The sequence below is a fragment of the Rhodococcus sp. P4_E4 genome (genome assembly GCF_056401575.1).
Map to the genome: position 1 here is coordinate 1 of NZ_JBFUJB010000008.1, position 26,776 is coordinate 26,776.

A 26,776-nucleotide genomic window follows, 5' to 3' on the forward strand; every position below is an offset into this window, starting at 1 on the left:
AGCCCACGACGACTGAGCCGACCACGACGRCTGAGCCCACGACGACTGAGCCCACGACGACGRCTGAGCCCACGACAACTGAGGCCTCGACCAACCCTTCGGCGTCGCAACGTCCGAGCAGCAGCGCTTCCCCTGCGACCAACGCAACTTCGCAGACTGAGAGTTCATCTAGCGAAGCAGCCTCCGAGACGACGCAGTCCCCTTCCGAGTCGCAGTCGAGTTCCGAGCCATCCTCGGAGGCCGCGGTTCCACCGGCTGGACCGTCTGATCCGCAGGGGCCGTCAGCAGGCGGCGGAGCACCTGCACCCTCTGCCGGTGGACCGGCGAACGCTGCGCCGGGCGCAGTCGCAGCACCGTCCGCGCCCGAGGTTCTGGCCGCACCGGCACCCGTAGCTCCCCAGGTACCGTCGAACGCTCCGAACGTCGCGAGTCCCAGTGAGAACCCGCAGGCATTCCCGACGGCGTTCACTCAAGGCCTTCCGCCGATTCTCAACGCTGCCGCCGTCGCAGGCGGTGTGGGCGGAATGGCAGTCGTAGCGGCGGGTGCGGGAGCAATGACTTTTCGCGGAGCATCGTTGCAGAAGGCACGTTTGGCTGCCGCACGTGCCGAATTCCTGGCACCCGGATCACAGGGAGGTGCGTGAGTCGTGCCGGACAGACGTTCACATCGCCGCGTTCTGGCCGCGGTGGATGCCGTATGTGACGCAGCAGCGTCGTCGGAGGCTGTGTCACTGCTTACGGTGGTACAGACAGTCGCCCGCGAGCGTGGGCGCCCGATCGAGATCGATCTGGAAACCCCGCTCGCCACCGGAGTGTGCGGTCAGCGCCGGGCCTACGACGACCACGACGTCATCGTTTTGGCTCCCGGACTACCCAATGTCGAGCGGACTCTGGCACATGAGTTGGGGCACATAGTGTTTCGTCACGAAGGTGCCGAGATCGCCGAGGCGACGCTCGAGGTCAGTGACGATTTGATTGCATACATGTTGAGTCAACGTTCTCTGCGGCGCAACGAACCCGTGCCGATGGATGACATCGCGGAGTGGGAAGCCGAGACGTTCGCGTCGATGTTGATCATGCGTCTGCGAACGATGAGTGGCCGTGGGACACCGCTGTCGGTGTTGCGGTACGACGAGGCGATCGGATGATCTTTTGGGCTGTGGCCCTTCTCGTCTGGGTTGCAGCCGGCGCGAGACTGGGTCGAGTTGTCGCGCGCACCGCGACGCCGTTGCGAATGTCGATGGTCTTCGCAGGCTTCTCGGTCGCATTGTCGTCGACGGTCATGGTGCCGGCGGTGTGGGACATCGTCGATCGAATTGCGCCGGAGCAACATGCCGCAGCGATGATCGTCATCGTCTTGTGGACCGCGTTGTCTGCGGCCAGCGCAGTCGGCGCCGTGTCTGCCTGGCCGGTGATGTCGCGTCCAGCCATGCGCGGTCTCGCCACGGTGCTGTACTCGGTGGGGCTGCTGGTGGCGATCGCGGTTTTCTTCGGATACCCAGCGCCGGCTCTGATCTTTATCATCGTCGCTCTGTCCCTTGTCATTTCGACGGGGCTACGGCACGTTGCCTGGGCGCCGTTGGGGCGCGGAATCGCATTGATCGTGACAGGTTCGTCGGTCTTGCTTGTCGTGGTCGTCGTGATGCTGGTCGAATCGATCGGTGGCACCAGCGCACTCGAATCGGATATCTGGACGGGCGCAGGGGTGTGGTTCATCGCTGCCTCGAGTGTTCTGATAGCGCTCGGCATCACGTGGGTGCTTCTCGAGACCTGGTTACGTGCCCGACGAGATCTGTACCGGCTGCGGCGGATGCACGCGCTTCTCGTCAAGCGATTCCCCGAGGTTGTCGACGCGGACAGTGCCGGAAGTACGTCAGTACTCCGGGCATCGGACATGATCGCTCAGATCATGGATGCGATGTACATACAGTCCGGCGCCGGGATGTTCGACGTCGGTGGTCAGGAACCGCCCCGGGCAGTTACCGCCCATGCAGGAATACTTGCGGGGTGGATCGCGGATCCATTGGCCTCGGATGTGTTGGACACCAGATGGATTGCGCCGCCGGAGCGGATGTCGGCGCGCCGATGGGTCCTACTGTTGGCGAAGGAACTCGATGAAACGACAAAAGTAGGTCGACGTTCGTAGTCGACCTACTCCATGTCAATTCAGTGCTTCAGCACATTTGCATCAGCGTGACGCGTCGGGCGGAACCTCTGGCAAACCCTCACTCGCACGCAGCTTTTCAGCCATCGTGGTGAGCAGATTCTGCGATTCTTCCGACAGGTCGAATGCGCGGCTCGAGAGGCGGCGAAGGCCGTAACCTTGGAGCTGCGAGAGCAGTTCGAGGTCGTGATCGATCTTGGCAGCGTAGATGTCGTTGAAGAAGTAGTCGGGCTTCACCTTGAAGAACCGGGCGAACGCAGCGACTGTCTCGTCCGAGGGGTTGGTGCGCTGTCCCGAGCGGAGCTGCGAGATGTACGGCTTGGAGATCTGATGGCCGTCTTCGATGAGCGCTGCCGCAACCTCGGCGTTGGTGTGGGGTTTGCGCCCCGGAGGATGAACACTGTCGAACAGTTTGTTCAATCGTTCTGCAAAGTCAGCCATTGTGAACCGCCCCGTAATCCTCTCTAGCTAGCAATTGTCCGTTCAGTGAATCCTACGGTATCACGCGGATAACCGATCGGTAGCTCACCGTAGTCTGTTTAGTGGACCAGTTGTCAAATGTGTCCGAGATTCGATTCGTTCGGCCATTGAGTGCTCAGCTATGTCTCAGCGCACATTGAGTATCGGCCGCACGAAGATTGTGCAGCTACGGTCGCGCTATTCGAACCTTCCATTACTTGGTTAATGTGCCCAGTATCAAACCTTTTACCCGTTTTGGCGATATTAGCTAAGCGTTAGCCTGGTTTTTCATATGTGTTCCGAAAGGAAAACCGCAGTTCAGTGACGGTGTGGAGTGATGCGGTTGCAATTATGGCGACTGTTCGCGATGTTGCTCGAATCACTTCGGGGTTGAACCTTGAACGGTTTGCCGGAATGCAATCTGCGCTAGCTAAACCCCCTGCGTAGGTGCAGAATTGTGATATGAAACACACGATGAGCGATGACGAACTGCGCCGCGCGATCCGTGAAATCCAGGATCGAGCCCACGACGCACGCAAGCGTGGGGACGATGTAGCGGCGGAAGAACTCGACCGTACGGTCAGGGGCTATCAAGAGCAGATGGCTCAGCGTCTGTAGCTGTCGGTGGGTTCGGCGGCTGCCGCCGAGGTCGTGGGTTCTGGCATGCTCACGGCCGCAATGCGTGTTTCGGGGCGGCCGCACAACGCGTGCGTAGACTTTCCCGCATGTCCACAGTACGAGTGCGGGGGAGTGTCGATCCATGTCAGTAAGGTCGCTCGAGGGTAAGAAATGCCTGATCACCGGCGCTGGTAGTGGGATAGGACGCGCAACTGCACTGCGGGCATCCGAGGCCGGAGCCGAATTGTTTCTCACTGATATCAACGACCGTGGATTGCAAGAGACTGCCGCAATGGTTGGTGCCGGAGGCGGCACGGTCAGTTTGGCCAAGGCACTCGATATCTCGGATTACGACGAGGTTGTGAAATTCGGTACCGAGATTCACACTCAATTCTCTCCGATGGATGTCGTCATGAATATCGCCGGCATTTCAGCGTGGGGAACTATCGAGAACCTCGAGCATCGGCACTGGAAGTCGATGGTTGACGTCAACCTGATGGGACCGATCCATGTCATGGAGACGTTCGTTCCGCCCATGATCCGCGCTGGCAAGGGTGGGCACCTGGTCAATGTGTCTTCGGCCGCTGGGCTCTTGGCACTGCCGTGGCATGCCGCTTACAGTGCGAGCAAGTTCGGCCTTCGTGGGGTCTCCGAGGTGCTGCGATTCGATCTGAAGCGGCACGGAATCGGCGTCAGTCTGGTTGTGCCTGGTGGGGTGAAGACGCCTTTGGTGGGAACCGTGGAGATCGCGGGTATCGACCGGGATGACCCGCGGGTCAAAAAGCTCACGCACCGGTTCGAGAAGCGCGCGGTCTCCCCGGAGAAGGTGGCCTCGTGCATTCTGCGGGGAATCGAGAAGAACACGTACCTCGTGTATACGTCCAATGACATTCGATTCGGATACTGGTGGGCCCGCAAATTCGCCCCGCCTTACGAGTTCGTGATGCAAAAAGCGAACGACCAGTTCAGTAAATTGCTCAAGCGATGAGCATTAACTCCGACGGGACTTTTATCTAGTCAAATAGGGACCAAAGTCATGCCGAAGAGTTTTCACTTCGATATCGAATTCAAATATCCGATCGACGACGTGCATCGAACTTTGACTGACCCGAGTTATTGGAAAGTCCGACTCGGAGACCTTTATGCCACCTCGGACATCGAAGTTGGAGACGGATCGATCGAAGTATCCGTGTCCGAGGAAATCGACTCTGCCTCCCTCCCGACCCTGGTCGCCAAGGTTGCGCCGAGTCGACTGGGTCTGACACGGGTCGACCACTGGGGGCCTCTGTCTGACGGGAAGGCCGCAGGGTCGGTCACCGGAATCGCGCACGGACTGCCGATACGAATCGAGACGACGCTGGACCTTACCGCCGCCGAGTCCTGCACGCGACTGGTCGTCGACGGGACGGCCGAAGTGAAGATGCCGATTATCGGCGGCCAGATCGAGAAGTTGCTGAAGAAGACCGTCGAGGACTTGCTGGGGCGCGATCGGGACGCTGTCGAGTCATTTCTCGCCTGAGTCGGCGCCGAAATCCACCTCCAGAACGCGTGCACCTGGGCCGGCGGCAGCGAGTTGATCGTGAGGGTTTGCGAGGGCGCATCCCTCCAGTGAGAGACACCCGCAACCTATGCAACCGGTGAGATTGTCGCGTAGTCGTTCCAGTTGCTCGATGCGGAGATCGAGGTGGCGCCGCCATCCGGTCGACAACCGTTCCCAATCTGCGCGGTTCGGGGTACGGCCTTCAGGAAGTGTGCCGAGGGCTTCCCGGATTTCCGACAGCGGAATGCCGACGCGTTGCGAGATTCTGATGAAGGCGACGCGTCGAAGCGTGTCTCGTTGGTATCGACGCTGGTTGCCGCTGGTCCGACGACTGACGATGAGGCCTTCTCGTTCGTAGAAATGCAGGGCCGAGACGGCGACACCGCTGCGCTCGGAGAGCTGGCCGGGCGTAAGTTCCTTGGCTTTCCACGACGGCATCTCCATGGCGACTACCGGTCCGTCGCCCGGTGGAGGGTGGCGTGGAGATGATGCGTCAGCGGGGTGTCACCGTGCGCCATCCACAAGTCGTAGGTCAGGGTGTCGCCTTGGACGCGCATGACTCGCCGGACGTCGTGAACCGGTTTTGCGTCGGGCGATGCTGCGAGCGTGAGACGGGTCAAGGCGAGAGTGCCTTCGGAGTCGACGGTGCCGCGATGGATCTCCACAAATCCGGTGGGCTGGCTGACCAGCAGTTCGAGCTCACCACCAGGTGTCGGGCGCAGGTATCCCGATTCCATGTGAAGTGGTCGGCCGTCGGGGAGCCCTCGAGTGCGCGACGAGTAGGTGACAAACGGTTTCGGAGTCGGAGCGAACTCGATCTCCTCGGAGTACTCGAAGTCGTCGATGGTGGGGAAATGTCCGGCTCCAGCGCCGACCCAGCGCCCGGTGAACCTGTCGATTCCGGCGCCGCCCAGCGCCGCCTGATCCGTGCTACTCATTGCGTGGTCCTCTCGCCTGCGTCGGATCAGACGTTACGCGGGAAGATATGGCAGCTGCTCATCCCTGCTGGGTGGGGCCTACGGGATTAGTGTTCACTCATGAACGCTTCTGGCTCCGTCCCCCTCGGTGTCGATTCCGAGGTGGGCCGATTGCGATCGGTCATTCTTCATCGTCCGGGCGACGAGTTGAAACGATTGACTCCGCGCAACAACGACGAGCTGCTGTTCGACGCGTTGCCGTGGGTGGACCGCGCGCAGGAAGAACACGATCAGTTTGCGACCGTCCTTCGTGAGCGCGGCGTCGAGGTACTGCTTTTGTCCGATCTCCTCACCGAGGCGCTCGAGGTCAGTGGCGCAGCGAGGATCCAGGGAATCGCGGCCGCCGTCGACGCACGCAAGATCGGCCACGCGCTCGGGCAACACCTGGCTGCGTACCTGCGAAAGGTAGAGCCGAAGGAGCTGTCGTCGATCCTTACTGCCGGAATGACGTTCGACGAGCTGCCGATCGACGCCGGCTCGACCTCGTTGGTGCGCAGGATGCATCACGGCGGTGACTTCGTGATCGACCCGCTGCCCAACTTGCTCTTCACCCGCGATTCGTCGTTCTGGGTCGGGCCACGGGTCATCATCACGTCCTTGGCGTTGTCAGCGCGAGCTCGCGAATCCTCGATCACGGATCTCGTCTACGCGCATCACCCCCGATTCAAAGGCGTGCGCCGCGCGTACGAGTCGCACACGGCTCCTGTCGAGGGAGGTGACGTGCTGCTTCTCGCGCCGGGGGTGATCGCGATCGGTGTCGGTGAACGTACATCACCCGCCGGCGCAGAAGCATTGGCGCGTAGCGTGTTCGACGACGGTCTCGCCCACAAGGTGTTGGTTGTTCCGATCGAGCAACGCCGAGCGTCTATGCATCTCGACACGGTCTGCACCATGGTCGAGGCCGACGCGGTCGTCATGTATCCGGCCATTCAGGACACATTGGCAGCGTTCACCCTTCGCAAGGAAGACGACGGGGTGAGTATTCGCGGTGCGACGCCGTTCCTCGAAGCGGCAGCCGACGCCATGGGAATCGGAAAACTTCGAGTGATCGACACCGGACTCGACACGGTCACTGCCGAGCGTGAGCAATGGGACGACGGCAACAACACGTTGGCCGTCGAACCGGGCGTCGTCGTCGCTTACGAGCGCAACGTCGAAACGAATGCCAGGCTGGAGGCCTCGGGTATCGAGGTTTTGCGAATCGCGGGTTCCGAACTGGGCTCCGGTCGCGGTGGACCTCGCTGCATGTCCTGCCCGATCGCCCGCGATCCGCTGTGAGCGGTAGACGTCAGAGAATCTCTTCCACCTTGGCTGCCGGACGCGCGAGCACCGTGCCCTTGTCAGTGACGACGAATGGGCGTTCGATCAGAATTGGGTGCTCGATCATCGCGTCGAGGATCTCGGATTCGGAAGCGTCGGCGAGTCCGAGGTCCTTGTACTGCGTTTCGCGCTTGCGAACCGCTTGACTGGGCTCGAGGCCGGCGTCGGCGATGAGTTTTTCCAGCTCGGATCGGGTAGGCGGAGTATCGAGGTACTTGACGATGGTGGGTTCGATGCCGGCTTCCCGGATGAGCCCGAGAACGGTCCGCGAGGTGTTGCACCGTTGATTGTGGAAGATGGTTGCAGATGCCATGTTCGTCATTCTGCCTCTGCGTCCGAACTCGTGGGACAAACAGGGGAACAACGGGCCGCTCCGGAGTGCTGCACTTGAAGTACCGACGTGTGAGGAGAAAACGATGACGGAACATCGAAGTGTGGACGAACGACGCGTGGTCATTGCCGGCGGGCACGGCAAGATCGCGCAGCACCTGACGTACCTGCTGGCAGGACATGGTGATCGGCCGGTAGCGCTGATCCGCAACTCCGCGCACGAGGGTGCGGTCCGCACACTCGGCGCGTTCCCCGTGGTGATCGATCTGGAATCCTCCACGGTCGAGGAAGTTGCGAAGGTACTCGACGGTGCCGACGTCGCGGTCTTCGCCGCGGGCGCCGGACCTGGTAGCTCGATCGAGCGCAAGGACTCCGTCGACCGAGCTGCGGCGGTGCTGTTGGCCGATGCCGCCGAGAAAGCGGGAGTGCGTCGGTTCATTCAGATCAGCGCCATGGGTGCTGGTGACGAAATACCGGAGAACACCGACGAGGTTTTTGCCGCCTACCTGCGGGCGAAGACGGCAGCGGAGGAAGACCTGAAGACAAGGTCTTCGCTGGATTGGACGATTCTTCGGCCAGGCCTTCTGACGGACGACGACCCGACCGGCGAAGTATTGCTTGCGCAGCCGCCCGTCGATCGAGGCTCTGTGCCTCGAGCCGATGTAGCCGCGGTCGTCGAAGCGCTCATCGATGCGCCGTCCAGCGTCGGCAAGACATTGGTTCTGACCTCCGGCCCGCATACGATCCGCGAGGCGATCGAGGGCTTGTGACCGAGAAGATACGACGAGGGTGACGATGAAGATCGCAATCGAACACGATTCCTCCACAGCTCCGTACGACCAACTGCGGCAACAGATTATCGAGCAGGTTCACGGTGGCGGATTGATCGCGGGAACCAAGATCCCGACGGTGCGAGCGTTGGCCTCGGAGCTGGGATTGGCGGCCAACACCGTCGCGAAGGCTTATCGCGCGCTCAGCGATCAGGGCATCATCGAAACGAGGGGAAAGCAAGGGACATTCATCGCTTCGGGGACCGATCCGGTGCAGGCGCAGGCCGAGCAGGCGGCGACCGCGTTTGCGCATAGGGTCCGCTCGCTCGGGTACTCCGACAGTGAGATCGTCGCCATGGTGGAGTCGGCATTGAGAGGTGCATGACACAATGTTTAAGTTGACGCTTCAACTTAAAGCTGTCAGTCTTGGCTCATGAATTCGTCGATTGCTCGTGACCTCGGACTCCTCATCGCCCGTGTCGGCCTCGGGATCATCTTCATCGCCCACGGTTGGCAGAAGTTCTTCACCTACAAGATCGCCGGAACGCAGGCCGCGTTTGAAGGGATGGGCGCCCCGCTCCCCAAGATTTCTGCGGTTGTGGCTGCATCCATCGAACTCGGCGGCGGAATCCTGCTCATCGCGGGTCTGTTGACCCCGCTCGTCGGCGCTCTGCTGTTCCTCGACATGGTCGGCGCGTTCTTCATCGTGCACGCGGACAAGGGTGTCTTCATCGACAACGGTGGCTACGAACTCGTCGTCGCACTCGGTGTCGGATCGCTCTTGATCGCTGTGATCGGCGCAGGACGCATCAGCATCGACGGATTGATCGGCAAGGGCAACGGTTGGGTTAAAACCCCAGCTTGATCGGGGTGAGAAGGCGGGTTCAACGGACGTTGAGCCCGCCTTCCGGCTTGCTTTTGGCCCATAAAGTGACGAACGTAGTCATCTATGGTGACGAAATCTGATCGATCCGAACAAGATTCCGGGGCCAACGAAGAGCGCCCGGAGACGGGCTTTACTCGAGTAGGCGTTCGGACCGACTACGTGGTGTTTTCCGTGGCGGCTGCCGCGGTGCTGGCTATTGTCGTGTGGGGCCTCGTAGCTCCCGACAACCTCGATTCGGTAACCGGAAGTGTTCTCGGCTGGTTGGTGACGAACATCGGCTGGCTCTTCGTACTCGCAGCTTCGGCTTTCGTGCTGTTTTCCATCTACCTCGCGGTCAGTCGATTCGGCGACATTCCGCTGGGCAAGGACGGTGAGAAGCCCGAGTTCCGAACCGTCAGCTGGATCGCGATGATGTTCAGCGCCGGCATGGGGATCGGCCTGATGTTCTTCGGTGTCGCGGAACCGCTTGCGCACTACGTGACTCCGCCTCCCGGCACCGACGGTGGCGTCGGAACTGCCATGGCCACCACCATGTTTCACTGGGGTCTTCATCCTTGGGCGATGTATGCCGTTGTGGGCCTTGCCATTGCATACGGGTCGTATCGCCGAGGACGCAAGCAACTGTTCAGTTCGGCCTTCATTCCGTTGCTCGGTCGCAAGGCCGAAGGGCCGATCGGCAAGGTCATCGACATCCTGGCGATCTTTGCCACACTTTTTGGTACCGCAGCATCTTTGGGGCTCGGCGCACTTCAGATCGGCTCCGGTTTCGAGGTAGTCGGCTGGATGGAAGAAGCCGGCGTATTCCTGCTCGTGGCCATCGTTGCGGTGCTGACCCTGGCATTCGTCGCTTCGGCAGTTTCCGGTGTGGCCAAGGGAATTCAGTGGCTCTCCAACATCAACATGGTGCTCGCGCTGATCTTGGCGCTGTTCGTGTTCGTTCTCGGGCCGACCGTGCTGATTCTCAATCTGCTCCCGACGACCATTGGCGCATACGTTTCCGACCTCGCCCAGATGTCCGCCCGCACGGGTGCGTCGTCGAATCCTGAAACGGGCGCGTGGCTTTCGTCGTGGACGATCTTCTACTGGGCATGGTGGGTGTCTTGGACGCCGTTCGTCGGCATGTTCCTGGCACGCATCAGCCGCGGCCGCACGATCCGCCAGTTCATCGTCGGCGTCATCGCCGTTCCCACGACTGTCAGCTTGCTCTGGTTCGCGATCTTCGGCGGCGCAGGCATCGGCGAGGAACGTGACGGAATCGGCTTGTCCGGCCGAGGCTCGGAAGAGGCTCAACTGTTCGGCATGCTCGACAATCTGCCGTTGGCCGGAGTGACGACTGTCCTCGTCATGCTGCTCGTGGCAGTGTTCTTCGTTTCCGGCGCAGACGCTGCGTCGATGGTGATGGGGACGCTCTCGCAGCGCGGAACGCTCGAACCGAGTCGCTGGGTTGTGGTCTTCTGGGGCATGTTGACCGGTGGCGTCGCAGCGCTTCTGCTGTGGACCGGTGGCTCCGAAGCGCTCGACGGCTTGCAGACCATGACGATCATCGCTGCGGCGCCGTTCGTGCTGGTCATGATCGGACTGTGCTTCTCGCTGTACAAGGATCTTTCGCACGACCCGATCATCATTGCGGCGAAGGAGCAGAAACGTGCTCTCCTACGCCCGAGGCGGGGACGTCGCGTCGGTAAGCCGACAGAGTAATCGTGAAACGAAGGAGGCACCGAACCAGGTTCGGTGCCTCCTTCGTCTGTCCCACTATTTCCAGCTAGGCAGCCACAGATGGTTCTGCCACGATTCCGGCGTGATCGGCATGGCGGTGAGTATCGGCCAGAGGTAGACGAAGTTGGCCACGACCAGACCGATGTACAGACTGACCGCAAGAAGTCCGGTGGTACGACGCTCGACGGACGCGCTCGCCTTGCCCAGAACATCGCCGAGGACCAGCGCAAATCCCATGACCATGAACGGGGCGAGTGCAACTGCGTAGAAGTAGTACATCTGGCGGTCGAGCGTCGCGAACCACGGAAGGTAAGCGGCACCGTAGCCCGTCAGGACCACGGCGTATCGCCAGTCCCTGCGCACGAACGTCTGCCAGATCGCCCACGCCAACATCGGTAGTGCCAGCCACCACATCGCCGGTGTGCCGATCAGCATCACGGCCTTGACGCAGCTGGCGGCCCCGCAACCGGTGACCTGCTCGCCGTCGGCGTAGTAGTAGAGCATCGGTCGTAGCCCCATCGGCCACGTCCACGGTTTCGACTCCCACGGGTGGTGGTTTCCGGCGGAGTTGGTCAGACCGGCATGGAACTGGAGAACGTTTCCGCTGTAGTACCAGAGTGAACGCAGTGCGGAGGGAATGAAGCTCCACGTGCCGCCCTCACCGATCTCGTTACCGACGGCGTGACGGTCCACGCCGGTCTCGCTGGTGAACCAGGCCCAGTAGCTCGCGAGGTACACACCGAGCGGAATGACCACCAGCGCATACAGAGCTGGACCGATGTCGCGAACTGCGGTGCCGACCCAGGGGCGCTGCACGCGGTATGCGCGGCGCGCTGACAGGTCGAAGGCAACACTGAGCAATCCGAAGAACAGAATGAAGTACATGCCGGACCACTTGGTTCCGCATGCCAGACCGAGCAGGATGCCGGCGCCGAACCGCCACCACCGGAAACCCAGCCGTGGACCCCAGGCGGAATCGCCGATTCGACCTTCCTCGTATACCTTCGCCATTCGTTCGCGGACTTGGTCGCGATCGACCACCAGGCATCCGAGCGCCGCAAGGACGAAGAATGCCAGGAAGATGTCGAGCATCCCGAGGCGTGAGGAGACGAAGGTGACGCCGTCCACGATGAGCAGGATTCCGGCAATCGCCCCGATCAGCGTGGACCGCGTCATGCGGCGGACGATCCGGATGATCAGCAGGACCATCAGCGTCCCGACCAGGGCTGACGAGAATCGCCACCCCCAACCGTTGTAACCGAAGAGTGCTTCGCCGATCGCGATCATCTGCTTACCGATCGGCGGGTGCACCACCAATCCGTAACCGGGATTGTCCTCGATGCCACCGCCGGTCAGAACTTGCCAGCCCTGCGGAACGTAGTGCTTCTCGTCGAATACAGGTGTGCCGGCGTCGGTCGGGTAGGCGAGCATCGTGAAGCGGGTGATCGCCGCGATGGCGGTGATGAAAGCGGTGACGATCCAGCCGCGCAATCTGTCGGTCGGGCCGAAATCAGGATCCGGTACCAGCGGGCCGGGACTACGCACTACCCGATCGCTCGTGGCGGGCGTTGGCCGCTCGTCCGTCTGCACAGTCACCTGGCAATCGTAGGCTGTCAGGTATGACTGGTCGTTTGGTACTCGCCGCAACACCCATGGGAGATGTCGGTGACGCGTCCCCGCGTCTTCGGTCTGCTCTCGCAACCGCCGACGTCGTCGCTGCGGAGGACACACGACGCACCAAGTCTCTGGCGTCCGCGCTCGACGTCACCATCACCGGGAAGATCGTCAGTTTCTACGACCAGGTCGAGATTTCGCGGCTGCCCGCGTTGGTCGCCGACGTGGCCGAAGGCAAGACCGTCCTGCTGGTCACCGATGCAGGCATGCCGTCGGTCAGTGACCCCGGATATCGCCTCGTTGCCGCCTGCGTAGCCGAGAATCTCGCCGTCACGTGTCTCCCGGGCCCGTCGGCGGTCACGACGGCGCTGGCACTCTCGGGTTTGCCGGTGGAGCGGTTCTGCTTCGACGGATTCCCGCCGCGAAAGCAGGGGCAGCGCAAGACCTGGCTTTCGGCCCTGGCAACCGAGCAGCGAGCGTGTGTGTTCTTCGAAGCACCCCATCGCCTTGCCGACTGCCTCGCAGATGCGGTGGAAGTTCTCGGGCCCGATCGCCGCGCGGCCGTGTGCCGGGAATTGACCAAGACCTACGAGGAAGTGAAGCGCGGCACTCTCGGAGAGTTAGCTACTTGGGCGGCCGAGGGCGTTCGCGGAGAGATCACGGTGGTGCTCGAAGGCGCAGTACTGGTGGCATCTGATCCTGCCGATCTGGTCGACGAGGTGGAAAGGCTGGTCGAGGGGGGAGCACGATTGAAGGACGCGTGTGCTCTGGTCGCAACGGCCGGAGTCTCCAAGCGTGAGTTGTACGAGACGGTACTGGCCGCTCGAAAGGACTAGCGGGAGCGGTTCACGGCGGGTGCGCCGGGACGCAGGTTGGCGTCGTCGGCTGCGGCCTGGCCGGCGTGCCAGCCTTCGGCGTCGACGGACCGTCCGCGAGTTTTGCGGGTTGTCGGGAACAATCGATCGAATTCGGCGTCGACGGCCTCGGAAGTGGTGGCCAGGATCGGCAGAAGATCCGCGACGTCCATCGATGCCGCGTCGGCCGCTTCGGCGGTGGCTTTGGTGCCGGCGTCACGCAGGCGGTGTCCGATGCGGCTGGCGAACCCGGCCAGGAATCCCTTGCGGAACGAGGTGGTGCGTGAGCCGCCACGATTGCTCGAGTCGGCGAATTGCATTGCACGGGTTGCCTGTACGAGCAAGGAAGTGAACAGCATATCGACTTGCTGAAGGTCGACCGGAGTGCCGACGACGGTCGCGAGTGCAATGTCGCTGAACCAGACAGTCCTGACTCGATTCGATTCGCCGATCTCGGTCAGGAGGTGAACCTTTTCCTTCACGTACGGGTTCTCGATGTGAATGCGTCGGGCATTCACGGATGTGTCGGTGACCCCGGCGCGAGAGTGGAGCAGCGCGGAATCGATGGCGTACCGGGTCATCAACTCCTGAGCCTTCGCGGTGAAAATCTCGGCTTCTTCCGCGAAGTTGGTGGCTTCCGCTTTGGCGAGTAATCCACGAATTCGCTTGAGTACCTTGGCGTCGACCTCGGTATCGCCGACGCCGGCATAGCTGGTGTCGGTCCGTTGCGACGGCCAGGTGGATGGTGGCGCGAGCAACACCGTCCACTGAGGTAGGCGCATCCAGGATCGCGCGACGTCGACGATCTGCGAAACAAGGAAGTAGGGATCCTGGAACAGAAGGCCGGCCGCGAGGGAGCGAAAAACGTCGTCGTCCACGGTGATTCGAGAAGCGATGTGCCGAGACTTCGGATACTGCTCGCCGATCGTCTGCAACTGCCCCACCCATTCGAGCGGTGCGCGATCGGAGGCGCGCGACGCTTTCGCATCGAACAGGATGGTGGTGGCGGCGAGATCGGCGTCGGACGCTTCTTTGCTTCGACGCGCCAGATGGATCAGATCCGCCGGCTGCCATCCGCGTTCGTACGCCGCGGACAGTTCGGAAACGAGATCTCGCACCGCGGAAACGGTTTGAGGGCTGACCTCCTGAGTGGACACCCGCGCTCCGTTCCATGGCAGTGTCTGCGCCGAAGCGCTGGTTCGAATGTATGTTCTATTCGTCGTCATGGCTGGAGTGTGCACGTGGGGTCCGACACATCCGCCTGTAACCGGATATCTCGGACGAGGATGCGTGACGCCGCGTCGGGCATCACCGGCTGAACGAGAAGCCCGACGATACGGACCACTTCGAGCGTCACGTACAGAACCGTCGCCATGCGTGCCGGATCGGTCTTACGCAGAACCCACGGTTCCTGCTTGGAGAAGTACCGGTTGGTCTCGCCGAGCACGCCCCAGATGGCTTCCAGCGCGAGGTGTAGAGCCTGCACGTCGAACTCGCTGCGGCACTTGGCAAGCAGGGCATCCGCCGATGCCAGCATCGCCAGGTCGTCCTCGGTGAACTCACCGGGGGTGGGTACCTGGGCGTCGCAGTTCTTCGCGACCATCGTCAGCGAACGCTGCGCGAGATTGCCGAGTTCGTTCGAGAGATCAGCATTCATGCGCGTCACGATCGCTTCGTGGCTGTAGCTGCCGTCCTGACCGTACGAGATCTCGCGGAGCAGGAAGAAACGGACGGCGTCGAGGCCGTACTGATCGACCATCGCGATGGGGTCGACGACGTTGCCGACGGACTTCGACATCTTCTCGCCCTTGTTGTACAAGAAGCCGTGGACGAACACCCGCTCCGGCAGTTCGATGCCGGCAGACATGAGGAATGCCGGCCAGTACACGGTGTGGAACCGCGTGATGTCCTTGCCGATGATGTGCAGGCTCGCGGGCCAGAACTTCTTGAACTCCTCCGAATCGACGTTCGGGTAACCCACACCGGTCAGATAGTTGGTGAGGGCGTCTACCCAGACGTACATGACGTGGTCCGGGTCGCCCGGGACCTTGACGCCCCAGTCGAACGTGGTGCGCGAGATCGAGATGTCCTTGAGGCCGCCCTTGACGAAGCTGACGATCTCGTTGCGGCGTGTTGTGGGGGCGATGAATTCGGGGTGCTCTTCGTACAGCGCGAGGAGACGCTCCCCGTACGCCGAGAGACGGAAGGTGTAGTTCGACTCCTCGGTCCACTCCACCGGGGTGCCGGTCTCGGTGGACTGACGGGTGCCGTCCTCCAGAAGCGTGGTCTCGGCTTCGGTGTAGAAGGCCTCGTCCCGAACCGAGTACCAACCCGAGTACGTGTCGAGGTAGATGTCGCCCGATGCGGCCATCTTCTCCCAGATCGCCTTGCTGGCGACCTGGTGATCAGCGTCCGTGGTGCGGATGAACCGGTCGTACGAGATGTTCAGGACCTTGTCGAGGTTCTGGAACACGTCGGAGTTTCGAGCCGCGAGTTCGCGTACGTCGATGCCCTCTTTGATCGCTGTCTGCTGCATCTTCAGACCGTGCTCGTCGGTACCGGTCATGAAGAACACTTCATGACCGTCCAAGCGCTTGAAGCGGGCGAGCGCGTCCGAAGAGATGTACTCGTACGCGTGGCCGATGTGCGGAGCGCCGTTGGGATACGCGATCGCAGTCGTGATGTAGAACGGCGATCGTTCCGCGCCTTCCGGGGCGGCGGAGTCCGGGCGCGGGGTCTGGGAGGGTGAGGCAGGCACAGTCATGGTGGGCTTACTCTATCGGGCGTGAGCAAAGACCGTCCCGCCCCCGATGCCCCTGAGCCCTTGTCGCCTCTGATCGACGCCCATACGCACCTCGACGCGTGCGGCGCCCACGACGCTGCGACCGTGGCCGAAATAGTCGATCGAGCCGAGGCCGTCGGCGTCGGACGGGTCGTCACGGTGGCCGACGACCTCGATGCTGCACGCTTTGCCGTCGACGCTGCGAACTGGGATTCGAGGGTTTACGCAGCCGTCGCAATCCATCCGACCAGGGCGAACGTCCTGGATGCCGACACCAGGGCCGAGATCGAACGGTTGGCGTCCGATCCGCGGGTCGTCGCGGTGGGGGAGACCGGGCTGGATCTCTACTGGCCAGGCAAGCTCGAAGGGTGCGCCACGATCGAGGAGCAGGTCGACGGTTTCCGGTGGCACATCGACCTCGCGAAGCGTCTCGGTAAGACGCTGATGATTCACAACCGCGAAGCCGACCAGGACTTGCTGCGGGTGCTGAACGAGGAAGGTGCGCCGGAGACAGTGGTGTTCCACTGCTTCTCCTCGGATTCGGAGATGGCGCGGGAGTGCATCGCCGCCGGGTACGTGTTGAGTTTTTCGGGAACCGTGAGTTTCAAGAATGCGAAGGCGCTGCGTGAGGCCGCGCTGTTGGTGCCGTCGGATCAGCTGATCGTCGAGACGGATGCGCCGTTCTTGACGCCGCACCCGTTCCGCGGTGCGCCTAACGAGTCGTACTGCCTGCCGTACACAGTGCGTGCACTCGCAGACATCCGCGGCGAGGATCCGCAGGCCCTGGCAGCGGCGTCCACGGCGACAGCGGAGCGCGTCTACAAGATCTGACGCTATTCTGGTTCGACAGGTAACTCCGCGCCCGGGATTGTCGTGTCCCGGTCCGTCTACTGCGCGGGGTATTTCAGATGAATGACTCCATCTATCCCTCCGACGTCTATCCCTCCGACGTCTATCCCGACGACGTCGAACACACAGCCGAACAGTCCTCTCGATCCGGCTCGAGCGCGGCGAATTTCTCGAATCCCGGGAGGGAATGAAGGCGCACAGCTTCACTGAGCCGACGCCGGTCGACTCTTCGGTCCAGAGCGTCAGCGTTCATGTCGACGCGGTCGAAGTCGAGTGCTGCGGGCCGTTTCCGGTGGTCGGTGAATCATGCTCGTGGACATTGGCACCGCGATCGCAGGACGACGCGTTCGACGGTTGGGTTCACGGCGGGATGCCTGCGTCTGGAGTCGTGACCACGGGTGTGGTGCTCGGGATTCTCGTGGTGACGACGACCTACGCAGAGGTCGGAAGTCCACGCATGTGGTTGCCCGTCGCAGGTAGTGAGAACTATCGAAGGGTCGAGGCCAGTCCTCGGTGGTTCCGAAGGTTCGGCGACTTCGACTTCGAGCCGCAGAATCGGATCGAGACCGGGCTGGTCGTCGAATTGGCCACCACCCGTGCGCCTTTCCGGTAGTCCCCACTACCAAAAAGGCGCACAGGGGGCTTGCCCCTACAGGACCTTCGCCAGGAAGTCCTGGGTGCGCTGCTGCTGGGGGTTGCCGAACAGGTTCTCCGGCTTGCCTTCTTCGACGATGTATCCATCGGCCATGAAGATGACTCGATCGGAAACCTCACGGGCGAAGCCCATTTCGTGGGTTACGACGACCATGGTCATGCCCTGTTTTGCGAGGTCACGAAGTACCTGCAGAACCTCTCCCACCATCTCCGGGTCGAGAGCGCTGGTGGCCTCGTCGAAGAGCATGATGTCCGGGCTCATCGCCAGTGCGCGGGCGATGGCCACACGTTGCTTCTGCCCACCGGACAGGCTGGCGGGCTTGGCATCTGCCTTCTCCGCGAGACCGACCTGGGCCAGCAGTTTGACGGCGATCTCGCGAGCCTGATCCTTGGTCGATCGCCCGGTCTGCACCGGGGCGAGCATCACGTTTTCGACGACGCTCATGTGTGGGAACAGGTTGAAGTGCTGGAACACCATCCCGATGTGCTGGCGCACCTTGTCGATGTCGACGTCCTTGTTCGTGAGGTCGAACTGGTCGACGCGCACGGAGCCGGCGGTGATGTCTTCGAGGCGGTTGAGGCAGCGAAGGAAGGTGGACTTACCCGAACCGGAAGGCCCGATGACGCAGACCACTTCACCGCTCTTGATGTCGACGTCGAGGCCTTTGAGGACCTCGTTGTCGCCGAACGACTTCTTCAGTCCCTTGACCGAAATCTTGACCTCGGTGTCGGACTTGCCCATGTTGACGGCTGTTTCGGTCACTTGTTGATCCTCTTCTCGAGGCGGTTCGACAGCTTGGTGAGCGCCATGATGATGATGAAGTACATGACGCCGATGATCAGCCACATGTTGAACGACTGGAAGTTGCGCGCGATGATGATGCGCCCTGTCTGAGTGAGCTCGGCGAGTCCGATGACCGACAGGATCGACGTGTCCTTGAGGGTGATGACGAACTGGTTGATGTACGACGGGATCATCGTGCGAATTGCCTGCGGCATGATGACTTTTCGCATCGACTTCATGTAGCTGATGCCCAGGCTTCGTGACGCCTCCATCTGTCCCTTGTCGACGGACAAGATGCCGCCGCGGACGATTTCAGCCATGTACGCGCCGGCGTTGAGCGAGAGCGTGATGATGCCTGCGGTGAAGGCGGACATCTGGAAATGCAGGGCTGCCGGGATGCCGAAGTAGATGAAGAACGCCTGCACCAACAGCGGTGTGCCGCGGAAGATGTCGACGTAGGTCGTGCCTATACCTCGGACGAACATGTTGGTGGACACGCGGCAGAGACCGAAGATCGCACCCAGGACCAGAGCGATCGCGATCGAGACGACCGAGAGAACGATCGTCAACCACAGGCCCTTGAGGAGCTGGGGATAGGTGCTCTTGATCAAGCCGATGATGGAGTTGTCCGACGTCGACGCGCCCTGACCGAGGTAGGTCGAGACGATTTCGTCGTACTGGCCGTCGTCGCGCAGGTTCTGCAGTCCAGCGTTGAACATCTGGAGCAGTTCGGCGTTCTGGCCCTTGTTGACGGCGAAGCCGTAGCTCGCGCCCACCTCTTTTTCGGTGACCGTCTTGAGGCCGTTGCCCTGGGTGATGCCGTAGGCGAGGACGGGGTAGTCGTCGAAGACTGCGACGGAGTTTCCGGTGCGGACCTCGTCGTACATGCTGGCGGAGTCGGCGAAATAGACTGTGGTGAAGCCGTATTGATCCTTGATGGACTCGGCGAAGCTGGCGCCCTCGGTGCCGTTCTTGACCGCGACGCGCTTGCCCTTCAGATCCTCGTACGACTTCACGTCGTTGTCGGTCTCGAGGACCGCCATCTGCACGCCCGACTCGAAGTACGGGTCGGAGAAGTCGAAAACCTGCTTGCGGGCGTCGGTGATGGACATGCCGGCGATGACGCCGTCGGCCTGCCCGGCCTGCACGGCCTGAAGCGCAGCGTCGAAGCCGAGCTGCTTGATGTCGACCTTGAAACCTTGGTCCTCGGCGATCGCGTTGAGGAGATCGATGTCGATGCCGACGAGTTTGCCGTCTTCGTTCTCGAATTCGAACGGGGCGAATGTCAGATCGGTGGCGATCGTGTAGGTGCGACCGGGTTGCGCGCTCGCGATTCCGGGGGCGAACAGCGCTGCGATCAGCGCCAGCAGGATGGCCAGGATCGGCCACCTGGCATTACGTGGTCTGTCGAATCTTCTTCGCACTATCGCCCAGCTTTCTTCTGTCGCGCCCGGGATCGCCGGACTGCTTTGAACCAGACGAGAACATACTGCGCCCAGAGCTGAATCGATACACGGGTATCGGAGCCGGAAAGTGCAGAACACACGACACGCCGTTGCCGTTCCGTGACAAAAGTCGCATTTCGTTGTGATTTGGTTGCCGATACAACGCTCGGTCGTTACCGTATTGTGATCGAACGTCGTCTGCCTTGGGATTTCCTGTGTCGCCTTTTGCCAAGATCAACTCCACGAAGTCACCACTTCTCTATTCAGTGGTGGGTGCGTTGCTTCTGACGCTCATCGTCGGAGGTGCGCTCGCCGTGGTTCGGCACAAGACGATCACCCTCGACGTCGACGGCGACATGATTTCGCTGTCCACGATGTCGAGCAGCGTCGGTACCGCTCTCGAGGACGCCGGATACCCGGTCGATCCCAAGGACGCGCTCGCTCCGAGCGCCGATTCCTCGCTGTCCGACGGCGATACCGTCGTACTGCGCCGTGCCCGTGAGTTGGCGCTGACCGTGGACGGTCAGCCGACGACCATCTGGACCACGGCATTGACGGTCGACGAGGCACTGAAGCAGGTAGATGTTTCCGACGACTTCGCAGTCTCGGCTTCGCGCTCGCATCGTCTGCCCCTCGAACGCACCGAGCTCGACGTCGTCAGCCCGAAGACCGTCAGCGTCAGCGACGGTGGTGCTCCGGCGGCCGAGATCAAGCTCGCCGCCGTAACCGTCGGTGATCTTCTCGCGGCCAAGAATGCGCCGCTCGAGCAGGCCGACTCGGTGGTTCCCACCGCTGACACACCCGTTACCAACGGCCTGACCATCCAGGTCACCCGCGACCGCACGGACACTCGCGTCGAGACGCAGCCGATCGCGCCGCCCGAGAACAAGGTCGAAGATCCCGAGCTCGAGAAGGACAAGACCGTCGTCGAAAACCCGGGTGTTGCCGGCGAGCGCACGGCCACCGTCGAGGTCAAGACCGTCAACGGCGTCGAGGCTGGGCGAACCGAACTGTCCGCGACCGTGATCAAGGAACCGGTCGCAGCAGTGGTGAAGGTCGGAACCAAGCAGACGTCCGCGCCCGCTGTGTCCAACGCGTCGACGTGGGACTCCATTGCTCAGTGCGAAGCGACCGGAAACTGGGCCATCAACACCGGCAACGGTTTCTACGGAGGACTTCAGTTCACCCAGAGCACCTGGGAAGCATTCGGCGGCGGTCAGTACGCAGCGCGCGCCGACCTCGCATCACGTGAACAGCAGATCGCGATCGGCGAGAAGGTCCGCGCCGGTCAGGGCTGGGGTGCGTGGCCGTCCTGCACCAGCAAATTGGGCCTGCGCTGACGCGCCCACACTCCACACAGAACTCAGGAACCCATGTCACCGTTCGCCAAGATCAACTCGACCAGGTCGCCGTTGTTGTACTCGGCGATCGCCGCTCTTCTCCTGACGGTTCTCGTGGGTGGCGTTCTGGCCGTCGTCCGGCACAAGACCATCACTCTCGACGTCGACGGTGAGCAGATTCACCTGAGCACCATGTCGACCAACGTCGACGGCGCTCTCGAGGACGCGGGTTACCCGATCGGTGACAAGGATGCGGTTGCTCCCGCGGCCGACGCTTCGCTGTCCGACGGCGACACCGTGGTGCTCCGTCGTGCTCGTGAGATCACGCTGACGGTCGACGGTCAGCCACAGAAGCTCTGGACCACCGCCTTGACCGTCGACGACGCGCTCAAGCAGTTGGATGTCTCAGCGGATGTGCACGTGTCGGCGTCGCGCTCGCAGCGTCTCCCGCTCGACGGTGCCGCGCTCGACGTCTTGACACCGGTCGTCGCAAAACTGGTCGACGGCGCAAACGCGGCGGCCGACGTGCGTATCGCGGCACCGACGGTGGGCGAGTTCCTTACGGCCAACGGCACTCCGCTCGAGCAGTCGGACACGGTGGTTCCCGCCGCCGACGCTCCGCTGACCGAGGGCCTCGAGGTCACGGTGACGCGCAACCGCACCGAGAACAAAGTCGAGACCTTGCCGCTCGATCCGCCGGATCAGCGCATCGAGGATCCGACGATGAACCAGAGTCGCACGATCGTCGAGAATCCGGGCGTTCCCGGCGTGCGTGACGTGACGTTCGCCGTGAATCTCGTCAACGGTGTCGAGGCCGGACGTACACAGGTATCGGAGACGATCACCACACCGGCGCAGCCGAAGGTCGTGCGCGTGGGAACGAAGCCGGGCACCGAGGTGCCGCCCGTGGAGAACGGTTCGACGTGGGACGCGCTCGCGCAGTGCGAGGCCACCGGCAACTGGGCTATCAACACCGGCAACGGTTTCTACGGCGGCGTGCAGTTCGACCAGAACACGTGGGAACGGCAGGGCGGGTTGAAGTATGCGCCTCGCGCCGACCTCGCAACCCGTGAAGAGCAGATCGCGATCGCGACGCAAACGCAGCGCACTCAGGGCTGGGGCGCATGGCCGTCGTGCTCGGGTCGCCTCGGACTGGGATAAGTTCTACTGGTGTCAGACGCCGAACAATCGAACGAACCCATCGCTACTCCGCGCGGGCAGGCAGCCCTGCTCGGTCCGGTCGAGGTGCGCGCTCTTGCCGAGGAATTCGGTGTCCGGCCCACGAAACAGTTGGGGCAGAACTTCGTTCACGACGCCAATACCGTGCGACGCATCGTCACCACGGCAGGCGTCACTCGTGACGATGTCGTTCTCGAGGTGGGGCCGGGTCTCGGTTCGCTGACGATGGCGCTGATGGACGTCGTCGATCGTGTGATCGCGGTCGAGATCGATCCCAACCTCGCGGCTCGCCTTCCCAAGACGGTCGCCGAGCGAGCGCCGGAGTTGGCCGATCGACTGACCGTCGTCGAAGCGGACGCGATGCGTGTGCTGCCTTCACAGATACCCGGCGAGCCGACCGCACTGGTTGCGAACCTGCCGTACAACGTCGCGGTGCCGGTGCTGTTGCATCTGTTCGCATCGCTCCCGAGTCTGCGGACCGCACTCGTGATGGTGCAAGCCGAGGTTGCCGATCGCCTGGCGGCTGATCCGGGAAGCAAGATCTACGGCGTTCCCAGCGTCAAGGCCAACTTCTTCGGCGAGGTTCGCCGCGCCGGTGCCGTCGGACGCAACGTGTTCTGGCCGGTGCCGAAGGTGGAATCAGGTCTGGTTCGTATCGACCGGTACGCGGAGCCGCCGTGGCCGATGGACGAGAAACACCGCAAGCAGGTTTTTGCTGCCATCGACGCCGCATTCGCGCAGCGCCGCAAGACTTTGCGTGCCGCGCTCAGTGGTTGGGCAGGTTCGCCTGCCGAGGCCGAGCGACGGCTCCTCGCTGCCGGCATCGAGCCACAGACGCGTGGCGAGATGCTCGACGCAGCAGCCTTCGTTCGGCTGGCTGGAGGCGAATAGCCCCGTGCGCGGTTAAGGAGTGCAGGGACTCCCTAACCGCGCACAGGGGCTTGCCCCCTTACTTGAACCGCCGCAACCTCAGGCTGTTGCTCACCACGAACACACTGCTGAATGCCATTGCGGCACCAGCGAGCATCGGGTTGAGCAGGCCGGCCGCAGCCAGCGGGATCGCTGCCGTGTTGTAGGCGAACGCCCAGAACAGGTTGCCCTTGATGGTCTTCAGCGTCTTGCGGGACAGTCGAATTGCATCGGCTGCCGACCGCAGGTCACCTCGAACCAGGGTGATGTCGCTGGCCTCGATCGCAACGTCGGTGCCCGTGCCCATCGCCAGACCGAGATCGGCCTGAGCCAGGGCCGCCGCGTCGTTCACGCCGTCGCCGACCATGGCTACGACGCGTCCTTCCGCCTGCAGCTTCTTGACGGCGTCGACCTTGTCCGCCGGCATGACCTCGGCGAAGACGGTGCTGATCCCGACCTGATCCGCCACGGTGCGGGCAACGGTGGCGTTGTCACCGGTCAGCAGAACCGGTTCGAGGCCGAGTGCCTTCAACTGCGCGATTGCTTCGGCGCTCGTGTCCTTGACCGCGTCGGCGATCACGAGGACGCCGTGCGCCTTGCCGTCCCAGCCCACCGCGATTGCGGTGCGCCCGGCCTTCTCTGCTTCAGCTTTCGCGTCACGGAGATTTTCCGGCAACGGCATCGACCAGTCGGCGAGCAGCGCGTCTCGGCCGGCAACAACGGCATGACCGTCGACCATTCCCTGCACGCCGCGACCGGCGACGTTCACGAAATCCTCGACCGCAGGCAATTCGCCCACTGCGTCGGTCGCACCCTTCGCGATCGCTGCGGCGATGGGGTGCTCGGAGCGATGTTCGAGGGCGCCGGCCAGCCGAAGCACCTCGTCGACGGTTGTTCCTTCGCCCACCACGGTGTCCAGCAATGTCATCTGACCGGTGGTGACGGTTCCCGTCTTGTCGAGCACGACGGTGTCGACTGCGCGCGTCGATTCGAGCACCTCGGGTCCCTTGATGAGGATTCCCATCTGGGCTCCGCGGCCGGTGCCCACCAACAGAGCTGTGGGCGTTGCCAATCCGAGAGCACACGGGCACGCGATGATCAGGACGGCGACCGCAGCGGTGAATGCCATCTCGATGGGGTTGCCGGTACCGAGCCAGTAGCCCAGTGTCGCAACGGCAATCGCGATGACGACCGGTACGAAGATACCGGCGATCCGATCGGCGAGGCGCTGAACTTCGGCCTTGCCGTTCTGGGCGTCTTCGACCAGTGCCGCCATCTGGGCGAGTTGGGTGTCGCTCCCGACGCGGGTGGCCTCGACGGTCAACGTTCCACCGACGTTGACGGTGGCGCCGACGACGGTGTCTCCGACACCGACCTCCTCCGGCACGGATTCGCCGGTCAACATGCTCATGTCGACGGCTGAGCGGCCTTCGGTGATGATGCCGTCGGTGGCGATCTTCTCGCCGGGCCGAACGATGAACGAGTCGCCCGCTGCCAGTTCTTCGGCGGGGATTCGTACTTCGACGCCGTTTCGCAGTACCGCGACGTCTTTTGCACCGAGTTCCATGAGCGCGCGTAGTGCGGCGCCGGACGTGCGCTTGGACTTGTGCTCGAAGTAGCGTCCGGCGAGCACGAACGTGATGACGCCCGTGGCAACCTCGAGGTAGATGTTGGCGCTGCCGTCCATCCGGTCGACCGTCAGTCTGAACGCGTGTTTCATTCCCGCTTCGCCCGCGGTGCCGAAGAACAGTGCGTAGAGCGACCAGACGAACGCTGCGATGGTGCCCAGAGAGATGAGCGTGTCCATCGTTGCGGCGCCGTGACGCAGGTTGACCCAGGCAGCCCGGTGGAAGGGAAGGGCTGCCCACACGATGACCGGTGCGGCCAGCGTGAGGGAGAGCCACTGCCAGTTGTCGAACTGCAACGCAGGAATCATCGCCATCGCGATGACCGGCACGGAGAGCAGAGTCGAGATGATCAGGCGGGTACGAAGCTCGCGCAGATCACGATCCTGCGGGGTTTCCGCATCCGGGTCGACGGTGTCTGGCGCGCTGGGCGGTTTCGGGAGCGCGGCAGCGTAACCGGCATTCTCGACGGCGGTGACCAAATCTTCGACGGGTACCCCGTCCGGGAAGGTGACCTTGGCTTTTTCCGTCGCGTAGTTGACCGTGGCTGTGACGCCGTCGATCTTGTTGAGCTTCTTCTCGATTCGTGACGCGCAGGAGGCGCAGGTCATTCCGGTGATCGCGAGTTCGACGCTGCTCGAGTTGGCAGCATTGTCGACCGCAGTCGGTGACGTCATCAGTGCCCTCCCTCGTGATTGTCTGGAACTGAAGCTGCGGAAGTGCCTGCATCAACAGTGAATTCGGCGGTGCGAACCACGCCCTCGTGCTGGAAGTCGAGGAACAGTCGGTATGTGCCTTCGCTCGGCGCCTGTGCGTGGAAGGAAACGTCAGGACCGGGAGAAGTGACGCCGTCGCCCGGTTCACCCTCGGGGTGAACGTGCAGGTAGGCGAGGTCGCCGGTGCGAAGCGCAACAAGATGACCGTAGGCACCGAGGTACGGATCGAGATCGGTGACCGGGGCTCCGTCGCGAGCAACGCTCAGCGTGATCGGGCCGCCGGCAGTGGTCAGATCACCGTCGAGAGTCACGGTGTATCCGTCGACGGTTGCGGTCGCGCTCTTCGCGGGCAGCGGCGCAGGAGTGAATTCGCCTGCCACGTCGAAGTTTCGGCCGAGCGTCAGTTGGGTGCCGTCGGCGGGATCGAAGTCCGCGAAGACTCGGTAGGTGCCGGCGACGGGCCAGGTCCAGTCGATCGACCAGGTGCCGTCTGCGGCGAGAGAAGGATGTACGTGGCGGAATTCGCTGGTGTCGTTTCGGACGACGATGAGGTGGAGCTTCTTCTCGTGCAGGAGGTCGAAATCGACGACGGGCTTGTTGGTGCTGTCGAGAATCCGGAAGGTCAAGGTTCCCGGCTCCCCAGCTCGACCGGGTGCGGTCACGTCGGTGAGTGTGTATCCGCCGGAAGAGACTTCGAGCCCTGCGGGTGTCGCCGAATCCATGCCTGGCATCGATTCAGCGGTTGATTCGTGGGTGCTGTGCTGGGTAGTGGACATGTCTATCGGGCTTCCGATTGCGGCCCCCACGCCGAGGGCGGCGCCGAAGACGGCGACCAACCCTACGGCGTAGGTGGCAAGTGTTGTCGAGGTGCGCACGGCTGACTCAGCTTGGTACGACTGCGTAGCCGGCTTCGTCGACTGCTGCGACGACGTCGGCTGCGGAGACGGGGGCATCGCTGGTGACAACGACGCGTCCGCTCGCCAATTCGACATCCACCGCGGTTACGCCCGCGATGTTGCCGATCTCTTCCTTGACGGATCCGACGCAGTGTCCGCAGGTCATTCCGGAAACGGTGTATTCGGCGGTGGTCATCGCAGATCCCTTCGCTTGTGTAAAACTCATTTTACGGATACCCGGTGTAGGTATCTCCCTGGGACTGAAGGTACCCCCAGGGGGTATGCCTGTCAACGGGTTGGGCAGTGACGAAGGCCTCAGGGAAGACAACAGGGCGGATGTGTGGTCTAC

General features: G+C 62.5%; 30 protein-coding genes. 18 read left to right on the forward strand and 12 right to left on the reverse strand.

All coding sequences use genetic code 11. The features are described from left to right. The 3 genes from AC1DVN_RS11305 to AC1DVN_RS11315 form a co-directional block, all read left to right on the forward strand. The coding region (locus tag AC1DVN_RS11305) for a hypothetical protein (protein ID WP_477993801.1) at positions 1 to 644 on the forward strand (644 nt) is incomplete at its 5' end. A gap of 3 nt (positions 645 to 647) precedes the next feature. Next, the gene (locus AC1DVN_RS11310; RefSeq protein ID WP_003946241.1) at positions 648 to 1,148 is read left to right on the forward strand and encodes an ImmA/IrrE family metallo-endopeptidase; all 501 of its coding nucleotides are present in this window, start codon (positions 648 to 650) and stop codon (positions 1,146 to 1,148) included. Beyond that, complete coding sequence (locus tag AC1DVN_RS11315) at positions 1,145 to 2,146, forward strand: hypothetical protein (RefSeq protein WP_092763132.1); 1,002 nt, start codon at positions 1,145 to 1,147, stop codon at positions 2,144 to 2,146. Before AC1DVN_RS11310 ends, AC1DVN_RS11315 begins: the two co-directional genes overlap by 4 nt. Positions 2,147 to 2,188: 42 nt before the next feature. On the opposite strand, the gene AC1DVN_RS11320 is transcribed toward AC1DVN_RS11315, so the two are convergent. Next, entirely contained in the window at positions 2,189 to 2,605 is a 417-nt protein-coding gene (locus AC1DVN_RS11320) for a helix-turn-helix domain-containing protein (protein WP_003946231.1), read from the reverse strand. A gap of 492 nt (positions 2,606 to 3,097) precedes the next feature. On the opposite strand from AC1DVN_RS11320, the gene AC1DVN_RS11325 reads away from it, so the two are divergent. From AC1DVN_RS11325 to AC1DVN_RS11335, 3 genes are all read left to right on the forward strand, one after another. Then, entirely contained in the window at positions 3,098 to 3,241 is a 144-nt protein-coding gene (locus tag AC1DVN_RS11325; RefSeq protein ID WP_162267916.1) for a hypothetical protein, read from the forward strand. 142 nt (positions 3,242 to 3,383) lie between these two features. Then, the gene (locus AC1DVN_RS11330; RefSeq protein WP_019744717.1) at positions 3,384 to 4,229 is read left to right on the forward strand and encodes an SDR family oxidoreductase; all 846 of its coding nucleotides are present in this window, start codon (positions 3,384 to 3,386) and stop codon (positions 4,227 to 4,229) included. A gap of 48 nt (positions 4,230 to 4,277) precedes the next feature. Then, positions 4,278 to 4,760, forward strand: coding sequence for a DUF2505 domain-containing protein (locus tag AC1DVN_RS11335; RefSeq protein WP_029255916.1), 483 nt, complete (start codon positions 4,278 to 4,280; stop codon positions 4,758 to 4,760). Here AC1DVN_RS11335 and soxR read toward each other — a convergent pair. After that, positions 4,746 to 5,225, reverse strand: coding sequence for a redox-sensitive transcriptional activator SoxR (gene soxR / locus AC1DVN_RS11340; protein WP_019744715.1), 480 nt, complete (start codon positions 5,223 to 5,225; stop codon positions 4,746 to 4,748). The genes AC1DVN_RS11335 and soxR overlap by 15 nt on opposite strands. A gap of 5 nt (positions 5,226 to 5,230) precedes the next feature. After that, positions 5,231 to 5,719, reverse strand: coding sequence for a heme-binding beta-barrel domain-containing protein (locus AC1DVN_RS11345; protein WP_020970333.1), 489 nt, complete (start codon positions 5,717 to 5,719; stop codon positions 5,231 to 5,233). A 99-nt stretch (positions 5,720 to 5,818) separates the two neighbouring features. Here AC1DVN_RS11345 and arcA point away from each other — a divergent pair, with 99 nt between their 5' ends. Continuing rightward, positions 5,819 to 7,036, forward strand: a complete 1,218-nt coding sequence (arcA, locus tag AC1DVN_RS11350; protein ID WP_477993802.1) for an arginine deiminase — start codon at positions 5,819 to 5,821, stop codon at positions 7,034 to 7,036. 10 nt (positions 7,037 to 7,046) lie between these two features. Here arcA and arsC read toward each other — a convergent pair whose 3' ends face one another. Then, the gene (arsC, locus tag AC1DVN_RS11355) at positions 7,047 to 7,400 is read right to left on the reverse strand and encodes an arsenate reductase (glutaredoxin) (protein WP_020970331.1); all 354 of its coding nucleotides are present in this window, start codon (positions 7,398 to 7,400) and stop codon (positions 7,047 to 7,049) included. A 94-nt stretch (positions 7,401 to 7,494) separates the two neighbouring features. On the opposite strand from arsC, the gene AC1DVN_RS11360 reads away from it, so the two are divergent. The 4 genes from AC1DVN_RS11360 to AC1DVN_RS11375 all read left to right on the forward strand — a co-directional run bounded on the left by AC1DVN_RS11360 (position 7,495) and on the right by AC1DVN_RS11375 (position 10,762). Next, a complete protein-coding gene (locus AC1DVN_RS11360; protein WP_020970330.1) occupies positions 7,495 to 8,178 on the forward strand; it encodes an SDR family oxidoreductase in 684 nt (227 codons plus the stop codon). A 25-nt stretch (positions 8,179 to 8,203) separates the two neighbouring features. Further along, positions 8,204 to 8,563: a GntR family transcriptional regulator gene (locus AC1DVN_RS11365; RefSeq protein ID WP_097388142.1), complete on the forward strand. Its 360-nt coding sequence runs from the start codon at positions 8,204 to 8,206 to the stop codon at positions 8,561 to 8,563. 48 nt (positions 8,564 to 8,611) lie between these two features. Further along, the gene (locus AC1DVN_RS11370) at positions 8,612 to 9,043 is read left to right on the forward strand and encodes a DoxX family protein (protein ID WP_020908616.1); all 432 of its coding nucleotides are present in this window, start codon (positions 8,612 to 8,614) and stop codon (positions 9,041 to 9,043) included. Between the two features lie 84 nt (positions 9,044 to 9,127). Further along, the gene (locus AC1DVN_RS11375) at positions 9,128 to 10,762 is read left to right on the forward strand and encodes a BCCT family transporter (RefSeq protein WP_019744709.1); all 1,635 of its coding nucleotides are present in this window, start codon (positions 9,128 to 9,130) and stop codon (positions 10,760 to 10,762) included. Positions 10,763 to 10,816: 54 nt separating this feature from the next. On the opposite strand, the gene AC1DVN_RS11380 is transcribed toward AC1DVN_RS11375, so the two are convergent. Beyond that, entirely contained in the window at positions 10,817 to 12,376 is a 1,560-nt protein-coding gene (locus AC1DVN_RS11380) for a dolichyl-phosphate-mannose--protein mannosyltransferase (RefSeq protein WP_024487795.1), read from the reverse strand. 23 nt (positions 12,377 to 12,399) lie between these two features. Here AC1DVN_RS11380 and rsmI point away from each other — a divergent pair, with 23 nt between their 5' ends. Beyond that, positions 12,400 to 13,230, forward strand: a complete 831-nt coding sequence (rsmI, locus tag AC1DVN_RS11385; RefSeq protein WP_019744707.1) for a 16S rRNA (cytidine(1402)-2'-O)-methyltransferase — start codon at positions 12,400 to 12,402, stop codon at positions 13,228 to 13,230. Here rsmI and AC1DVN_RS11390 read toward each other — a convergent pair. After that, a complete protein-coding gene (locus tag AC1DVN_RS11390; protein WP_477846241.1) occupies positions 13,227 to 14,474 on the reverse strand; it encodes a DUF2786 domain-containing protein in 1,248 nt (415 codons plus the stop codon). The two genes, rsmI and AC1DVN_RS11390, sit on opposite strands and share 4 nt — an antisense overlap. Further along, positions 14,471 to 16,012 carry a methionine--tRNA ligase gene (gene metG / locus AC1DVN_RS11395; RefSeq protein ID WP_477993803.1) on the reverse strand — a complete coding sequence of 514 codons (1,542 nt, stop codon included), beginning with the start codon at positions 16,010 to 16,012 and terminating at the stop codon, positions 14,471 to 14,473. The genes AC1DVN_RS11390 and metG overlap by 4 nt, the downstream gene beginning before the upstream one ends. A 21-nt stretch (positions 16,013 to 16,033) precedes the next feature. On the opposite strand from metG, the gene AC1DVN_RS11400 reads away from it, so the two are divergent. The 3 genes from AC1DVN_RS11400 to AC1DVN_RS11410 all read left to right on the forward strand — a co-directional run bounded on the left by AC1DVN_RS11400 (position 16,034) and on the right by AC1DVN_RS11410 (position 17,492). Next, entirely contained in the window at positions 16,034 to 16,861 is an 828-nt protein-coding gene (locus AC1DVN_RS11400) for a TatD family hydrolase (RefSeq protein ID WP_046378972.1), read from the forward strand. A 77-nt stretch (positions 16,862 to 16,938) separates the two neighbouring features. Continuing rightward, positions 16,939 to 17,070: a hypothetical protein gene (locus AC1DVN_RS11405; RefSeq protein ID WP_477916612.1), complete on the forward strand. Its 132-nt coding sequence runs from the start codon at positions 16,939 to 16,941 to the stop codon at positions 17,068 to 17,070. Next, positions 17,067 to 17,492, forward strand: coding sequence for a DUF6578 domain-containing protein (locus tag AC1DVN_RS11410; protein WP_477993804.1), 426 nt, complete (start codon positions 17,067 to 17,069; stop codon positions 17,490 to 17,492). Before AC1DVN_RS11405 ends, AC1DVN_RS11410 begins: the two co-directional genes overlap by 4 nt. A 36-nt stretch (positions 17,493 to 17,528) precedes the next feature. On the opposite strand, the gene AC1DVN_RS11415 is transcribed toward AC1DVN_RS11410, so the two are convergent. Beyond that, on the reverse strand, positions 17,529 to 18,296 hold the full coding sequence (locus AC1DVN_RS11415) for an amino acid ABC transporter ATP-binding protein (protein WP_322742130.1): 768 nt from the start codon (positions 18,294 to 18,296) through the stop codon (positions 17,529 to 17,531). Then, a complete protein-coding gene (locus tag AC1DVN_RS11420; RefSeq protein ID WP_020908609.1) occupies positions 18,293 to 19,741 on the reverse strand; it encodes an amino acid ABC transporter substrate-binding protein/permease in 1,449 nt (482 codons plus the stop codon). Before AC1DVN_RS11420 ends, AC1DVN_RS11415 begins: the two co-directional genes overlap by 4 nt. A gap of 236 nt (positions 19,742 to 19,977) precedes the next feature. On the opposite strand from AC1DVN_RS11420, the gene AC1DVN_RS11425 reads away from it, so the two are divergent. The 3 genes from AC1DVN_RS11425 to rsmA are packed head-to-tail and all read left to right on the forward strand — an operon-like array spanning position 19,978 to position 23,172. Next, a complete protein-coding gene (locus AC1DVN_RS11425; protein WP_019744700.1) occupies positions 19,978 to 21,102 on the forward strand; it encodes a resuscitation-promoting factor in 1,125 nt (374 codons plus the stop codon). Between the two features lie 33 nt (positions 21,103 to 21,135). Continuing rightward, complete coding sequence (locus AC1DVN_RS11430; protein ID WP_020908607.1) at positions 21,136 to 22,263, forward strand: transglycosylase family protein; 1,128 nt, start codon at positions 21,136 to 21,138, stop codon at positions 22,261 to 22,263. Between the two features lie 9 nt (positions 22,264 to 22,272). Further along, entirely contained in the window at positions 22,273 to 23,172 is a 900-nt protein-coding gene (rsmA, locus tag AC1DVN_RS11435) for a 16S rRNA (adenine(1518)-N(6)/adenine(1519)-N(6))-dimethyltransferase RsmA (RefSeq protein ID WP_003946263.1), read from the forward strand. Between the two features lie 58 nt (positions 23,173 to 23,230). On the opposite strand, the gene AC1DVN_RS11440 is transcribed toward rsmA, so the two are convergent. The 3 genes from AC1DVN_RS11440 to AC1DVN_RS11450 are packed head-to-tail and all read right to left on the reverse strand — an operon-like array spanning position 23,231 to position 26,623. Continuing rightward, the gene (locus tag AC1DVN_RS11440; RefSeq protein ID WP_477993805.1) at positions 23,231 to 25,492 is read right to left on the reverse strand and encodes a heavy metal translocating P-type ATPase; all 2,262 of its coding nucleotides are present in this window, start codon (positions 25,490 to 25,492) and stop codon (positions 23,231 to 23,233) included. Beyond that, positions 25,492 to 26,406 carry a hypothetical protein gene (locus AC1DVN_RS11445; protein ID WP_060939746.1) on the reverse strand — a complete coding sequence of 305 codons (915 nt, stop codon included), beginning with the start codon at positions 26,404 to 26,406 and terminating at the stop codon, positions 25,492 to 25,494. Before AC1DVN_RS11445 ends, AC1DVN_RS11440 begins: the two co-directional genes overlap by 1 nt. A 7-nt stretch (positions 26,407 to 26,413) precedes the next feature. After that, positions 26,414 to 26,623, reverse strand: coding sequence for a heavy-metal-associated domain-containing protein (locus tag AC1DVN_RS11450; protein WP_003946267.1), 210 nt, complete (start codon positions 26,621 to 26,623; stop codon positions 26,414 to 26,416). Positions 26,624 to 26,776: the final 153 nt, after the last annotated feature.